This window comes from Arthrobacter sp. 05T45, assembly GCF_056395875.1.
Genome location: NZ_JBFTKI010000021.1, coordinates 48,630 through 62,762 on the forward strand (window position 1 = coordinate 48,630; position 14,133 = coordinate 62,762).

Here is a 14,133-nt window from a genome sequence, read left to right on the forward strand (position 1 = left end):
AATCAGGCCGAAAGGGATTCGGAAGTTGTTTGGGGGGCGGGAACGGGTTCGTCGGAGAGGCGCCCGTGCGGAAGCAGGACCGCCGCGACTATTCCCACGGCGTACGTGGCCGCCAAGGCAATAAAGATGGGGGCGAAGACTGAGCCGTAGATCTGAGCCACGCTGGCCTGCACTGCCGGAGCGGCCCCTTTGACCAGTTGCGGGGTCAGGGTGGAAGCGTCCAGGCCCGCCGGCAAGAGGGCCGCCACGCCGAAGCCGATCACCCCGCCGATAATCGCCGTCGCCACTGTTGAGCCCACCTGCCGCACCAGGTTGATGGTCGCGGTGATGGTGCCGGTCTGGCTGGCAGGAACAGCTCCCTGGACCACAGTGACGATCAGGCTCATGAACGCGCCGGTGCCCATCCCAACAACGGCCATGACGATCATGGGAACCCACAGCGGAAGCCCGGCGGGCAGCACCGCCATCACAAAGAGTCCGGCGGCCCCCAACGATGTTCCCAGGATGGGGAAGATCCGGTACCGCCCCGTCCTGCTGGCCAGCCATCCGGTGAGCAGGTTGCTGGTCAGCATGCCGAACACGGTTGCGATCGGCACGAGCCCGGACACGGTGGCGGTTGTCTGGTACGCCATTTGGACGTATGTGGGCAAATAGGCGGTGATGGAGAAGAGGCCGACGCCGATAATCGCCGAGAGTGCGGTGCCTGCCGCGATGGTCCGGTTGGCGAAGAAATGCAGGGGGACGATGGGTTCGGGTGCGCGGCGCTCAACAAAGTAGAAGGCAACAAAGCCCAGCATGCTGACCGCGAGCGCGGCAGCGGTGGCGGGGCCCGCGCTGCGTTCTGCGGCCCAGGTGGCGGCGAGGACAAGGGCCACCAGTGCGGCGGTAAATACAGCCGCCCCGGCAACATCGAAGTGGCGGGGCATGGGGCCAGGCTCCAGGTGGGGAACGGCAACCAGGGCAAGGGCCAGGGCTGCAGCGCCCACCGGGATGTTGATCCAGAAAACCCACTGCCATCCCCAGTAATCGGTGATGGCGCCGCCGAGAACGGGTCCAACCAGGACCGCGATGGGGAAAGCTGCGCCAATGATGGCCATGTAGCGCGGACGTTCCCGCTGCGAGGTGACCCTGGCGATGATGGTCTGCGACATCAGCTGCAGGCCCGCGGAGCTCATCCCCTGCAGGACGCGCGCGGCGATAAGCCAGGCCATGTCCTGCGAGAAGCCGCAGGCCAGGGAGGCCGCCAGGAACATCACCAGCGAACCGAGGAAGATCCGGCGGGCTCCCAGGACATCACCTAGTTTGCCGAGCACCGGCAGCAGCACTGTGCTCGCGAGGGTGTATCCCACAACAACCCAGCTCATGAGCTTCAGCGCGCCCAGCTCACCCGCAACCGTAGCCAGGGATGTGGACACCACGGTGTGGTCCAGGGCCCCGAGGAACGAAACCGTGAGCAGGGAGATAACAAGGAGACGGAGTCTCAAAGGTGAAAGTGGCATAGTGATCTACCCGAACGATCGGGCCGTCGACGCGACGTATTGTGCCTCCGGCGCACCATCACGACGGAGAACGGGTTCGGAAGGAACCCCGGCGCCGTTACTCATGCTACCGCACTTTAGTTTGAAAGCAACAAAAGAATGCGTGAATTAGACGCCTATGGCGGGTGCCCATTTATGTAGCAAGCACGGCGCGCGTGAGGGACATGTCCTCGAGCAGCTCATCCAGGTCCGTTCCGGGCTGACCGGAAGACCGCGCCTCGATAGCCCGGCGCAGCGCCAGACGGGCTGATGATTCATAGCGCTCCGGAGCCCTTAGTGTCCCGTCCCCGGTGGACGTCTCCAGCCGCGTCAGCCCGGCCTGCTGGTCCATGGTGACTTCGGTTCGCACCTCGCCGAGGGCCAGCACCTGGAGCAGGCCGTCGGCGTGAAGGCCTGCTGCCGCCGTCGCCCCCAGGGTGACGGGCATTGCCCCGCCCGCGGATCCCCCTGAATCCAGCAGGGCAATCCTGGCTTGCGCCGTGGCACTGCACACCTGGAGCGTCAACGGGCCCCCGACCAGTGACCGGGCCCAGCCCAAGCCGTCGCGGATTACCGCTTCAACGCCTGCCGCGGGGGCAGCGCACTCGACGGTGACGATCCGGGCCGGCCTGCCTCGTCTGGCCCGGAGGGCATCGGCAACCACATCCGGGCGCAGCCGGGGACGCTCAACGATGACCGGGATGTCACCGGGCCACGGGTAGGCTCCGATTCCTTTCTGCGGGAGCGCAGCAGGGTCCGCAATCACCACGGCCGCCGCTCCCCTGGCCCGGGCGTCCAGCATGCCCTGCCACCAATCGCCGGATCCAGGCACCACAGCCACCGCCCCGCTGACGCCTCTGGTGAGTGCAGCACTGACGGAAAGCTCGGCGACAGCCGCGACATAGGAAGGTAACACCGTGAAGATGCCGAGCCCTGGATCTGCCGAACTCATTGCGACACCCCTTCCAGAACCTTCGCTGCGGCAGCATCGGCCAGGTCGATTGCAAACTGCGAGTCAGCCAGCAGCTCGTCGTACTCCACCGGGACCCCGCCTTCAAGGAGCGAGGCAAGCAGGCGCCACTCAGCCATATAGCCGTCTTCCGGATCCCGCCTGTACTCCGTCCACTGCCCGTCCGTGCTTCGCACTCGGGTGGCCGCGCTTCCGGCATGGACAAAGGCGGGCGGGAAATTCACCTCGATGCGGTCGTGGGAGGTGGCGATATTCATCCTCCAGAGGGCATCCGGTCCTTCCGGAAGCATGGTAAGCGCCAACTGGACCAGGATTCCGCCGGCCCGATACCCCACAAGGTAGCCGACTGGCGGAGCGACCCTGGCGTAGACAACCTCGTCGATGCCTGGCGCGATGTCCCTCACGGCCGGGAGATCATGGATCGCAAGACCGGTCAGCAGCTGCCGCAGGACGCCGGCCGCAACCACAGGACTGTCGAGGTCCAGGCGTCCCCGCCGGGCGGCCTGGAAAGGGCCGCCCTCGGCGACCAGCCGGTGGTACCTGTCATTCGGCGGGAGCGCCAGCGTCACGGAGATCGCCTGTACCCGGCCCGCGAGGGCCACAAGATGATGCCTGGCCCGCCCCCACGCGGCGTCAAACAGGTGGTTCGTCCCCACCAGAAGGACCGTTCCCGCGAGCCGGCAGGCAGAGATGACTTCGTCGGCTTCTTCCCTGCTGGTGGCCAACGGCTTCTCGCAAAAGATTGCAGGCTTCCCCGCGGCTACAGCCGCCAGGATTTGGCGGGCATGTTCAGCGGGCGGGCTGCAGATGGCCACCAGGTGGACAGCCGGGTCCGCAAGCAGGTCCGCCTCCCCCACTGACCACCGGGCACCAAGCCTTTCGGCCAGGCCCTGGGCGCGCCCACTTCCCGCATCGGCAATGTGCACCACCTTGAACAGCTCCGCCAGGCGCCCCAGCACCGGCAGATGCAGGGCCGCGACGCCCGGCCCGGCCCCAAGAACTCCTATATTCCAAGGCATCGTCGCCCTCCCCCTTTTGTCCTTATTATTCATAAGTACGGAAATATCCGGCTATAGTCGCGTTCAACCCCACCTTAGTCCCCTCTTATGTGTGAGAATTGTGATCATGACGACAGAGTCCACACTCCGCTTTGGAGCACAAACGGATGAAGTGACGAGCCTGCTGAGGATCGTCAACCTGGTGCGAACGGGCGAGGCGACAACGCGCCCTGAAATCGGCAAGGTCACCGGGCTGGGCAGGGGCGTTGTCAGCCAGCGTGTGGACCAGGCCATTGAGATCGGCTTTCTCGGGGATGGAGAATTCGGCGCCTCCTCCGGTGGCCGCGCACCCCGGACCCTTCGCTTCCGCGCGGAGCAGGGCCGGATCGTCATATGTGCCCTCGGAGCCGCTCATATAAGGGTTGGCGTCACTGCCCTGGACGGCGACATCCTGGCACACACGCACCGCACCTGGGATATCGCCCAGGGCCCCGAGAAGACCATTGACGCCGTGATGGCGCTCGTTGACGACGTGCTGAAAAAGGATCACCAAGTGCCCGTCTGGGGTGTGGTGGTGGGCCTCCCCGGCCCGGTTGACTTCGCCACGGGACAACCGGTGGCACCTCCGATCATGCCCGGGTGGAATGGATTCGATGTCCGCACACCCTTCGAGGACCGCTTTAACGCACCGGTGTGGGTGGATAACGACGTCAACCTGCTTGCCCTTGGTGAGCGCGCCCGGCGTCGCGAATCCCTCGCGAACCTCATCTATTGCAAGATCGGTTCCGGCATCGGTGCCGGCCTGCTGTCCCAGGGCAGGATCCACCGCGGCGCCAACGGCGCGGCCGGCGACATCGGCCATGTCCGGGTTTCCGACTCCCATGCCCAATGCCGCTGCGGCAAGATCGGCTGTCTCGAAGCGGTGGCCAGCGGCTGGGCCCTGGTCAGGGACGCGGAAGAGGCTGTCAGGGAAGGCACCCACAGCTCCCTGGCTCCGCTGGCAAAAAAGGGGACACTGACCCTCGAGGAGATCACCCTCGCGGCCCAGGCCGGGGACCCGCTGGCCATCACACTGATTCAAAAGTCGGCCCGGGTAGCGGGTGAGACCATTGCAGCCCTGGTGAACATGTTCAACCCCGGAATCATCGTCATCGGCGGGGCCATGGGATCGGCCGGCGAAGTATTCCTGGCCGAAGTGCGCCAGCGGGTCTACGAACTGTCCCTGCCGCTCGCCACCCGCGACCTCACCATCACCTTGTCCGTCAACGATGAGCGCGAACCCCTGCGCGGAGGAGCCGAGCTGGCGCGCGAGCAGCTGTTCGATGTCACCTTCCCGCGCTGGTTTGCTGACGGCAGGCCCTCACCGGAACGGCACGCCGTTCCCGCATAGGGTCCACTGCGTGGCCTGGGCATAGCCGCTCAGGCCACGTCGCGGGAGACGCTGGGTACCGGCGCCCGGTCAAGCTCCAGCTGGGCCTCCAGATGGAACGGCAGGACCAGCGGCGAACCGGGACGCGCCTGAAGGTAGGGCACCAGCAGCTGGAAGTCGACGGCGATGGCGTGCACCCCGAGGGAAAGCTCGCGCCTGCCGGCCAGGACCAGCCTGTCCTGCACGAACCACCACCCGGACTCCGCCTGCAATGCGTACGCACCCACGCGTCGGGCCCCCAGCACCACCACCAACTCCCGTGGTGCCACCGGGATGCCGTCGACCTCAACTGCGAGCTCAGCCACGCTGGAAAGGGGCATTGAGCGGATCCATGACAGGCCGAGCCGGAGTTCAAAGCCTTCCGGCGTGGCCGTCAGCGCATCTTCGCGCAAAGCGGTTTGCAACATGGCTTTTGTCCTTTATCCTAAAAGTGACATAAGTTTGTCATTAACAAGCATAAATGGGAAGGCATCTCATGGCCTCCGCACTTCCTGAGAACTGGACCCTCTGCGCCAGCTCGTTCAACTGGACTCCGGAGATCACGGCAGCCCGGCGGACAGCCGCGGACGTTGTGATTGGCATCGCGGAGTCCGTGACGAAGACAATAGAGCTCGAACCTGGGCTGCTGTGGCGGTCCTTCCCCGCTCCGCAGGACGCCGAGGTAGACGAACTGCGGGATTCGCTGGCGGCAAGAGGGGGACGCGTCAGCATCGTTGGCGCCAGCCTCGACGACTTCACGTCCGCAACCGACCGCCGCTCGTTGCAGGAGCGTTTGGACTTCCTGGTCCCCCAGCTCAGCGCCGCCAGCCGAGTGGGTGCCCGCGGGATCCGGTTACCGATCGGACAGGCAGGCACGGAACTGCTCACGTTGCTGCAGCCGCTGCTGCATGAACTCGACCTGGTGCTCTACGAAGAAATCCAAGGGCAGCAGGCTCCAAACAACCCTTCGGTGGCACCAGCACTGGATGCGATAGCCGGACTGGCAGATGAGCGCGTGCGGGTACTCGTCGACATCAGCATGCTCATGCCGGCCCTTCCCGTCACCTACCTTCATGAGTTGCGGCAGGGCGGCGTACCTTCCGATCTTCTGGCGCGCCTGGAGAACGACTGGCGCGATCCCGCCACCCACGATGCTGTCACCGCCCTGCTCCGCGCAGGGAAGATTCCGCCGCGCATTCACACCCTCTTCATGAACCTGCTCATCCGCTTCGGCCGCAGTGACGCCGCAGACCTGCAGGGCATCCTCCCCCTGGTGGGCGCCTTCCATCTGAAGTTCTGGGATCTGGACGACGACGGCGGCCGGGTTTCCCAGCCGCTGCATGACCTCGGCAGCCTGCTGCGCGGGACCGGCTTCACGGGCACGCTGACCAGCGAGTGGGGCGGCCACGAGTGGCTGCAGGACGACCCAACAGAGATGACGCGGAGTCACCTGGCCCTGGCGGGGGCAGCCCTCGCGGAGCCAGCATTGGTGGAGCCGGCACCAGCGGCCCGGGCTGCCCTCTGACCGATATAAAAAGCTGACCGGATACAAGAAGCTCATGGCACAGGAAAGGCCGGCCCCGCGGGGCCGGCCTCACTTGTCTGCGAATTATTTCGTGCTGAATGCGGCGTCGAAAGCTGCGGCGGAGGGTTCATAGCAGGAGAGCCGGCGCACGAAAGCCAGCGCCTCGGGGGCGCCCTTCAGCCTGTCCATTCCGGCGTCCTCCCACTCCACGGACAGCGGCCCGCGGTAGTCGATGGCGTTCAGCATCCGGAACGCATCCTCCCAAGGCACGTCGCCGTGGCCGGTGGAGATGAAGTCCCAGCCGCGGCGCGGATCAGCCCAGGGCAAATGGGAGGACAGCCGGCCGTTGCGCCCGTTGGACAGGCGCTTCTTCGTGTCCTTGCAGTGCACATGGTAGATCCGGTCCTTGAAGTCCCACAGGAACCCCACAGGGTCGATGTCCTGCCACACCATGTGGCTCGGGTCCCAGTTCAGGCCAAAGGCCTCGCGGTGCCCGATCGCCTCGAGGGCGCGCTGCGTTGTCCAGTAGTCGTAAGCGATCTCTGACGGGTGCACCTCATGGGCGAACCGGACGCCCACCTCGTCAAAGACATCGAGGATGGGGTTCCACCGGTCGGCAAAATCCTGGTAGCCGGCGTCGACCATCTTTTCGGAGGCGGGCGGGAACATTGCCACGTACTTCCAGATGGACGATCCCGTAAAGCCGGTCACCGTTTTCACGCCCAGCTTTGCGGCGAGCCGTGCAGTGTTCTTCAGTTCCTCGGCGGCACGACGGCGGACCCCTTCAGGATCGCCGTCGCCCCATACGACGTCCGGCAGGATGCCGCGGTGCCGTTCGTCGATCGGGTCGTCGCAGATGGCCTGGCCCTTGAGGTGGTTGGAGATGGTCCACACTTTGAGGCCGTGGCGTTCAAGAATGTCCAGCTTGCCCTGCACATAGGCGTCGTCGTCCCAGCGCCAGGGATCCAGGTGGTCACCCCAGCAGGCGATCTCCAGCCCGTCGTAGCCCCACTCGCCGGCGAGCCGGGCCACCTCCTCGAACGGCAGGTCGGCCCACTGGCCGGTGAACAACGTAATTGGTCGTGCCACGTACTTCCCCTCCTCAACTGGCCGGCACGGGAACGCCGGCAGCGACCCGTGTCCAGGCGGAATCATTTTCGGAACTGCGCTGGACAGCGTCGAGCACCCGCTGCACCCTCAGCCCGTCGGCGAACGACGAATGCGGGACGGCGCCGCCCACGATGCCTTCCACGAGGTCCTTGACCTGGTGGGAGAACCCGTGCTCGTAACCGAGCATGTGCCCTGCCGGCCACCACGCCGAAACGTAGGGATGCTCCGCTTCCGTGACCAGGATCTTCCGGAAGCCCTGGCGGTCCGCAGGGGCCGTGCGGTCGTAGAACTGGACGCTATTGAGGTCCTCCAGGTCGAAGGCCAAGGCGCCCTTGTCCCCGGAAACCTCAATCTGCAGCGCGTTCTTCCGGCCGGTGGCAAACCGGGTGGCCTCGAACGACGCCAGCGCGCCGGATTCGAAGCGGCCCGTGAAGATGGCGATATCGTCCACCGTCACCTGGCCGGAGCCGACGCCGGCAGCGCCGGAAAGCCCGGTATCGGAAGGTCCGGAGCCTGAAGTGGAGCCCTTCAAAAGAGGCCGCTCCTTCACGATGGTGTCGATAACGCCGGACACCTTCTCCAGGTTCAAGCCGGTGACGAACTGGGCCAGGTCGATGGCGTGGGCACCGATGTCCCCCAGGGCCCCCGAGCCGGCGTGTTCCTTCTGCAGACGCCACGCCAGCGGCATCTCCGGGTCCACCAGCCAGTCCTGCCGGTAGGAGGCACGCACCTGGTTGATCGTGCCGACGGCGCCTTCGGCGATGAGGTTGCGGAGGAAGGTGACGGCCGGAACGCGGCGGTAGGTGAAACCGACCATTGCCTGGATGCCCCGGGCAGCCGCCCGTTCGGCAGCTTCGGCCATCGCTTCGGCTTCCGCCACCGAGTTGGCGAGTGGTTTTTCGCACAAAACGTGCTTACCGGCCTCCAGCGCGGCGATCGCGATTTCGGCGTGGGAGTCGCCGGGGGTGACGATATCGACGACGTCGATATCGTCACGGGCGATCACGTCCCGCCAGTCTGTTGCTGACTCGGCCCAGCCCCACTTGCTGGCAGCGGCGGCGACCGCTTCAGCGTTACGGCCGACGATAACCGCCATTTCCGGTTCGGCAGGCAGGCCGAATACCCGCGGCGCCGTCCGCCAGCCTTGGGAGTGGGCAGCACCCATGAAGCCATAACCGATCATGGCCACGCGCAGGGTTTTCATGCGAGCACCACCGTCCGTTCAACCGCGACGCGGTTGCCCACGTAGCGCATCGGCGCGATCTGCATATACAGCAGGCGCAGGGTGAGGATGACCTCGACGTCGATCTCCTCGCCGGCGTCGGGGACGCGGTCCAGCGGGATGATCACGTCGGGCTTGTCTGCGACGAACCACAGGGTTTCCCATTGCTCCGGGAGTTCAGCTATGGAGTAGGACTTGTCCTGCAGTTCGAAGCGGAGGGACTCCTTGGGAATCTCCACGCCGTTGACCGTTGCAACGACGTCGTCAACGGCGGACAGCCAGAGGCTGCGGTACCAGGGCAGCTGCACCGATACGGCAATCCCCTCGGGGTGCCTGCGGACGTCGGTGTCCTGGAACAGGGAATTGTGAGTTGCCATGGCTTTCCTTACTTAACAGTCTCGACCAGGGTCGGGTGGGAGTCGGATGCATTTGGATCAGCGGCTTCTTCGATGGCATGCCGCATCAGCGTGTGCTGCTTCTTGACGAGGTCGATCGGATCGGATTCGCCCAGGTCGGCGAACGCGTGGCCCTCCCACTCGCTGGACAGGTAGCCCTGGTAGCCGCCCTTGACGAACTGGCGCACAATGCGGGGAATGTCCATCGCGGGTTCATTGCCGTGTTCGTCGATGTCGTAGAACTTCGCGTGGACATGGAAGATCTGCGGCATGATATCCAGCCATTCCTCCGGCGGAACCAGTCCGTGCATGTTGAACGCCAGCCGGGTGAAGGGACCAAGGCGCGCGGGGTCGAAGTTGTTGGCGTTCAGGTAGTCCTCGAACTCCTGGTTGCGCTCCTGCATCGGCAACGGCTTGCGCCAGATGTCCTGCATGACGGCAAAGTGCTCCTCGGGCAGCCCCATTTGCGTCAACGTGCGGAAGAGGGTCGGGGAAAGGCTGTGCATCGTCGAGCTGAAGTCTGCGGTGAAACCGAGCCGGTCGCTTGCCAGTTCCTCGTACATCTCGCGGATCTGCAGGATCTTGGGATCGTTCGGGCCCTGCGGCGCGTGAATTTCGTAGCCGAGCTTCTGGTCGTACTTCTCGGCCAGGGGAAGCAGCCGGCGGAGCAATTCCTTGCCCGCGGAGCGGATCACCACGCGGTGGAATCCAAGCTTGTTGGCCGTGTGCAGCTGCGCGGCGAAGAAGTCGTACTCCTCATCGGGTGTCATGTCCCGGTCCTTGCGGCGGCCCATGTCCAGGTTGGTGCCCACTGCGCTGGGGGTCAGGCCGTAGCGGTCCATGCTGTCGCGCCACAGGCGGACGAAGTCGTCGTCGACGTCCGGGTAGGTGCGCAGCATCTGGGCGATGTTGAACTCAACCCCCGGGCCGAGGCCTTCATCTGCAACAGCTTTGATCAGCGTCTCAGGAGTGTAGAGTCCGGCGGCGAACTCGGAGGTGAGCGAATAGAGGGTAATGCCAAGCTCGATGCCCGAGCCTGCGATGCCTTCTGACATGATTTCTGGTTCCTTCGTTGTCAGCCGCGGACGGGCTGGGCGAGATGGCTGTTGAGGATGCGGCGGGCTTCTGAAGCGTCGGTGATCATGGCCGAACCGGCGTTGGCGGCCGCTGAGCGCTGGACGGCCTGCTCGCCGCGGATGATGTCGAACGGGTCCTGCCAGTTGTTCCAGTGCCAGCCTTCGTATTCGCTGGAGATTGCGCCGGAGTAGCCGTTCTCAACCAGTTGCCGGACAAGGCTCCGGACCGGCACCGAGGGCTCTTCGCCGGTCTCGTCAATGCCGAAGAACTTGCCGTGCACGTGGCGGACCCAAGGCATGATCTCCAGCCAGGTGTCCAGCGGGGCAGGACCGAAAAGCCCTGTTCCGTTGATGGCGAAGTCAATGCCAAGATCGGGCCGGCCGTTGCGGGCCGCCAGGCCGATGAAGGCACCGAAGCGTTCACCGTGAACCTTTTGCGTGTTTGGCGGTCCGTCGACGTAGAAACCATTCCACAGGTCAACCACCTGTCCGAGAAGTTCCTCCGAAGCACCACGGCGGCGGTAGGCCTCCAGCAGGGAGGGCGCAAAGCCGGTAACGGTGGCACCCCAGTCGGCGGTGAAGCCGAGCAAGGGGGAATTGAGTTTCTCGTAGCGGTCGCGAAGGGCCAGGACACGTTCGTGGGCGCCATGCTGGTCCGCGTGGACTTCGAGGGCCAGGGTGACGCCGTACTTCTCGGCCACGGGCAGCAGGCATTCCATGGCGTCCGGAGTCAGTGAGATCTGCACCCGGGCGATCGGGAAGCCGAGCCTGGCGGCCACTTCGATCTGCTTGCGCATGTATTCGACAAGCTCGTCATGGTTCATCAGCCGGTCGCGGCGGATACCGGTGTCAACGTTGACTGCGAGGGAGGTGGGGACCAGGTCAACCTCGGCCACAAGATCACGGAACTGGCCCACGAAGTTGTCATCGATCCGGTCCGGGAAGCCGCGCAGGCTGGAGAATCCGATGACTTCGAGCCCTGGGCCGAAGCCTTCGGCCGCCACTTTGCGGATCAGGCCATCGAGGTCGTACTGCCGGGCGTGGAAGGCCCGGGTGAAGCTGTAAAGGGTGACGCCCTGGATCGGCGTGCCGAGGCTGGTCATCGCTGTTCCACCTTCATGGTCTTGGTGTCGTGCTCTTCGATGTGCAGCACGCCGTGGTCGGTGATGATGTAGGGGATGTAGAGCTTCAGGTCCACCCTGACCTCGTGCTCGGTCCGGCTGTCCGGGACGGGAAGGTCGCCCGAAAGGACTGCCGAGTCCAGCGGGAACCACCATTCGCCGGTCTCGTCCACGAGTTCCTCGAAGCTGAAAGTGCGGTTGTTCATGGTCCAGCGCAGTGAGCCCTCGGGGGCGGCGACGCCGTCCACTGTCAATGCAGCTCCAGCGATGCAGGAACCCGGCAGGGCCCGGTACCAGGGGATGCGGACTTCGACGGCGGTACGGCCGTCCTGGGTGATCAGTGTTCCCTGCTCGATTATGCGGTCGGCGATCATCGAGACCTCCTTGTCTGCGGCATGCCTTGCCTGTGATGGAACGAAATAGCAGCGGCATCGCACCACTTATTCATTATTTAGTCAGTCTATTGTCTGATTTAGACATAAGTAAAGAGCTGTTGAGTTGTTCTGTGAGTTTCCGGGCCCCGCGCACTGCGAGCGCCACAGCGGTCAGCGTGGGATTGCAGGCCGTGGCGGTGGGAATGACGCCGTTGCCGGCCACGAAGAGGCCGGGGACCTGCCACACCTGACTGTCGGGCGAACACACGCTCTCGCCGTCGTCCGTTGCACCCATCCTGGTTGTGCCCTGGTAGTGAAGCGAAGCGCCGGGCGGCATGACGAACGGACGCTCGTCGAGCGGTTCACCCACCGCCTTGCCCAGGCGGACAATTTCCTGCTTGGCGCGGTCCAGCACCTCGTGATCCCGCTCTGTGAGGCGATAGTGGATGCGCATGGCGGGCATTCCGTACGAGTCACGGACACCGTCGTCGAATGCCACCCGGTCCTCGCGCTGCAGATCCTTGGCGCAGAACAGGCCAAGCCCCACGATAGAGCCCGGGACAACGGGGTCATCGTCGGCCAAGGGAACCGGTGACGCATCCAGTTGCATGATCTGGCCGTGGAAGGGCGCCCCGTCCGTGTAGGGAACCCAGGCAACTCCGCTCTGCTCACTGAGCGCGCCGTTGGCGGCTGCCCGGCCCTGCGGAGCCGTGACATCGCGCAGCCGGCTCGCGAACACTACCTGCGCCTGGTCGTTGAGGTAGCGGCCCAGGGCGTCAGGCCGGATCCCGGAAGCCCACAGCAGCTGCGGCGTGCGCAGGGCATCCGCACCCACCACAACGTAGCGGGCGGCCACCTGATGGGTTTCGCCGCTGCGGCGGTCCTGGACTTCGATGCCGGCAGCAGCGCCATCCTCCAGGAGCACACGCGTTACCAGCGCCTCATCAAAGAGTTCAAACTGCGGATTTTCGCGGGTCACATCCCCCATCACGACGTCGGAACCTGACCAGACCAGGCCGCCGTCCTCCCGCCGGTGTACAGCAAGAGGCATGGGCTGGACGCGGTAGGCGGTGCCACGGCCCGCGTCTACGGCGGCGGCGAGTCGTTCCCGGACGAGGTCAGAGAACGGAGCCCCGTCAAAGGCGCGGGTGGTCACCCCCAGCAGCCGGTCGGCGTCCTCAAGAAGCTCTTCAAGGTCCGGCAGGAACGGAATGCGCTCTTTGCCGCCCGGGCGGGGGCAGGCAGCGGTCCAGTGGGCGGCCATGCCGCCCACGTTGCTGGACATGGCGGCAACGGGCATCCCGTCCTCGCCGGGGAAGACGTAGCCGTCCTGCAGCAGGTAGGTTCCGGGCCTGGCCCTTCGCTCCCCGCTTTTGACCGCGCCGGGTGAGTTCACGGTTTCGGCACCTGCACCGGGACCTTCCGATGCCCGCTGCGCGAGGCTGCGGCGTTCAGGATCCTCAATGTTCTTGACGTGCGCCCCGGGTGGATTGCTGACCGTGGGGCCCACCTCGAACATGGCGATGGTGGCACCAGGAGCTTCCTCGCTGAGGATCCGCGCGTATGCCGATGCCGTGGGGCCGCTGCCGACGATGGCGACGTCGACCGCAACGGGATACCGGTTACCGCTCACCATCCCGCCACCAGTTCCTGGATGCGCCGGACGGACTTCGCCGAGTCGATCGTCGGATAGTACTCGAGCCCGATGGGGCCGGCATACCCGCTGTTCCCCAGGTCCGTGAGCCGGGCGTGCCAGTCGATGGATCCCGAGCCGGGTTCGCCGCGCCCCGGCGCATCGGCGATCTGAACATACTTGATGAGGTCGCCGGCGTTGGCGAGCTCGGCGGCCACGTCCTCGCCCTCGACCGTGGAGTGGTAGAGGTCGTAGAGAACGCCGAAGTTGGGCGAGTTGACGCCCTTGGCGACATAGACGGCTTCCGAGGTCCGGTCCAGGAGGGCTCCCGGGTGGTCAACCCTGACGTTCACCGGTTCGAGGACCAGGGTGATGCCGGAACCCTCGATGTGCGCGACGCCTCGGGTGAAGATCTCGATCAGTTCGTTCAGCTGGTCCTGCCGCTTGCGGCCGCCGAATCCGGTACCGCTGCCCACTACCATCCGGGGGCAGCCGAGCTGCTGTGCCACTTCGACGCCGGCGTCCAGCCCGGTGTAGAAAGCATCGTGGTTGCGGGGCGGGATCATGAACTGCATACGCGGTTCCGCCAGTTGGGAGGTGAGCTGGACTCCGGTTTCGTCGAGCGCGTGCTTCAGGGCCGGGATGTCTTTGCCCGTTGGGCCCCACATTTCGACGGCGTCGAAGCCGGCCGCTGCCGCCGCGCGAACCCGGTCAGCAGCACTTTCGCCTGCTTCGGCGAACAAAAGGTCGATATTGGGCGAAAGTTGAAACATGGATGTCTCCT

14 protein-coding genes are annotated in these 14,133 nt (G+C 65.2%); 2 read left to right on the forward strand and 12 right to left on the reverse strand.

Annotation, left to right across the window (positions count from 1 at the left end; genetic code table 11):
• Positions 1–2: 2 nt before the first annotated feature.
• The 3 genes from AC1DGD_RS17105 to AC1DGD_RS17115 all read right to left on the reverse strand — a co-directional run bounded on the left by AC1DGD_RS17105 (position 3) and on the right by AC1DGD_RS17115 (position 3,506).
• Positions 3–1,484, reverse strand: coding sequence for an MFS transporter (locus tag AC1DGD_RS17105; RefSeq protein WP_476857617.1), 1,482 nt, complete (start codon positions 1,482–1,484; stop codon positions 3–5).
• Between the two features lie 187 nt (positions 1,485–1,671).
• Positions 1,672–2,469, reverse strand: coding sequence for a hypothetical protein (locus AC1DGD_RS17110; RefSeq protein ID WP_476849713.1), 798 nt, complete (start codon positions 2,467–2,469; stop codon positions 1,672–1,674).
• On the reverse strand, positions 2,466–3,506 hold the full coding sequence (locus AC1DGD_RS17115) for a Gfo/Idh/MocA family protein (RefSeq protein WP_476849714.1): 1,041 nt from the start codon (positions 3,504–3,506) through the stop codon (positions 2,466–2,468). The genes AC1DGD_RS17110 and AC1DGD_RS17115 overlap by 4 nt, the downstream gene beginning before the upstream one ends.
• Before the next feature lie 106 nt (positions 3,507–3,612).
• On the opposite strand from AC1DGD_RS17115, the gene AC1DGD_RS17120 reads away from it, so the two are divergent.
• Entirely contained in the window at positions 3,613–4,875 is a 1,263-nt protein-coding gene (locus AC1DGD_RS17120) for an ROK family protein (RefSeq protein ID WP_476849715.1), read from the forward strand.
• Between the two features lie 29 nt (positions 4,876–4,904).
• On the opposite strand, the gene AC1DGD_RS17125 is transcribed toward AC1DGD_RS17120, so the two are convergent.
• Positions 4,905–5,321, reverse strand: a complete 417-nt coding sequence (locus AC1DGD_RS17125; RefSeq protein WP_476849716.1) for a C-glycoside deglycosidase beta subunit domain-containing protein — start codon at positions 5,319–5,321, stop codon at positions 4,905–4,907.
• A 53-nt stretch (positions 5,322–5,374) separates the two neighbouring features.
• On the opposite strand from AC1DGD_RS17125, the gene AC1DGD_RS17130 reads away from it, so the two are divergent.
• Complete coding sequence (locus AC1DGD_RS17130; protein ID WP_476857618.1) at positions 5,375–6,418, forward strand: restriction endonuclease subunit R; 1,044 nt, start codon at positions 5,375–5,377, stop codon at positions 6,416–6,418.
• An 84-nt stretch (positions 6,419–6,502) separates the two neighbouring features.
• Here AC1DGD_RS17130 and AC1DGD_RS17135 read toward each other — a convergent pair whose 3' ends face one another.
• The 8 genes from AC1DGD_RS17135 to AC1DGD_RS17170 form a co-directional block, all read right to left on the reverse strand.
• Positions 6,503–7,507 (reverse strand): sugar phosphate isomerase/epimerase family protein, encoded by a 1,005-nt coding sequence (locus AC1DGD_RS17135; protein ID WP_476857619.1) that lies wholly within the window; start codon positions 7,505–7,507, stop codon positions 6,503–6,505.
• A gap of 13 nt (positions 7,508–7,520) precedes the next feature.
• Positions 7,521–8,732 (reverse strand): Gfo/Idh/MocA family protein, encoded by a 1,212-nt coding sequence (locus tag AC1DGD_RS17140; RefSeq protein ID WP_230009300.1) that lies wholly within the window; start codon positions 8,730–8,732, stop codon positions 7,521–7,523.
• Positions 8,729–9,127: a C-glycoside deglycosidase beta subunit domain-containing protein gene (locus AC1DGD_RS17145; RefSeq protein WP_223913478.1), complete on the reverse strand. Its 399-nt coding sequence runs from the start codon at positions 9,125–9,127 to the stop codon at positions 8,729–8,731. Before AC1DGD_RS17145 ends, AC1DGD_RS17140 begins: the two co-directional genes overlap by 4 nt.
• An 8-nt stretch (positions 9,128–9,135) precedes the next feature.
• Positions 9,136–10,200, reverse strand: coding sequence for a sugar phosphate isomerase/epimerase family protein (locus AC1DGD_RS17150; RefSeq protein ID WP_476857620.1), 1,065 nt, complete (start codon positions 10,198–10,200; stop codon positions 9,136–9,138).
• Positions 10,201–10,220: 20 nt separating this feature from the next.
• On the reverse strand, positions 10,221–11,324 hold the full coding sequence (locus AC1DGD_RS17155; RefSeq protein ID WP_476857621.1) for a sugar phosphate isomerase/epimerase family protein: 1,104 nt from the start codon (positions 11,322–11,324) through the stop codon (positions 10,221–10,223).
• Entirely contained in the window at positions 11,321–11,716 is a 396-nt protein-coding gene (locus tag AC1DGD_RS17160) for a C-glycoside deglycosidase beta subunit domain-containing protein (RefSeq protein ID WP_230009126.1), read from the reverse strand. The genes AC1DGD_RS17155 and AC1DGD_RS17160 overlap by 4 nt, the downstream gene beginning before the upstream one ends.
• Before the next feature lie 73 nt (positions 11,717–11,789).
• The gene (locus AC1DGD_RS17165; protein WP_476857622.1) at positions 11,790–13,352 is read right to left on the reverse strand and encodes a GMC oxidoreductase; all 1,563 of its coding nucleotides are present in this window, start codon (positions 13,350–13,352) and stop codon (positions 11,790–11,792) included.
• Positions 13,346–14,122 (reverse strand): TIM barrel protein, encoded by a 777-nt coding sequence (locus AC1DGD_RS17170; RefSeq protein WP_476857623.1) that lies wholly within the window; start codon positions 14,120–14,122, stop codon positions 13,346–13,348. Before AC1DGD_RS17170 ends, AC1DGD_RS17165 begins: the two co-directional genes overlap by 7 nt.
• Positions 14,123–14,133 lie beyond the last annotated feature (11 nt).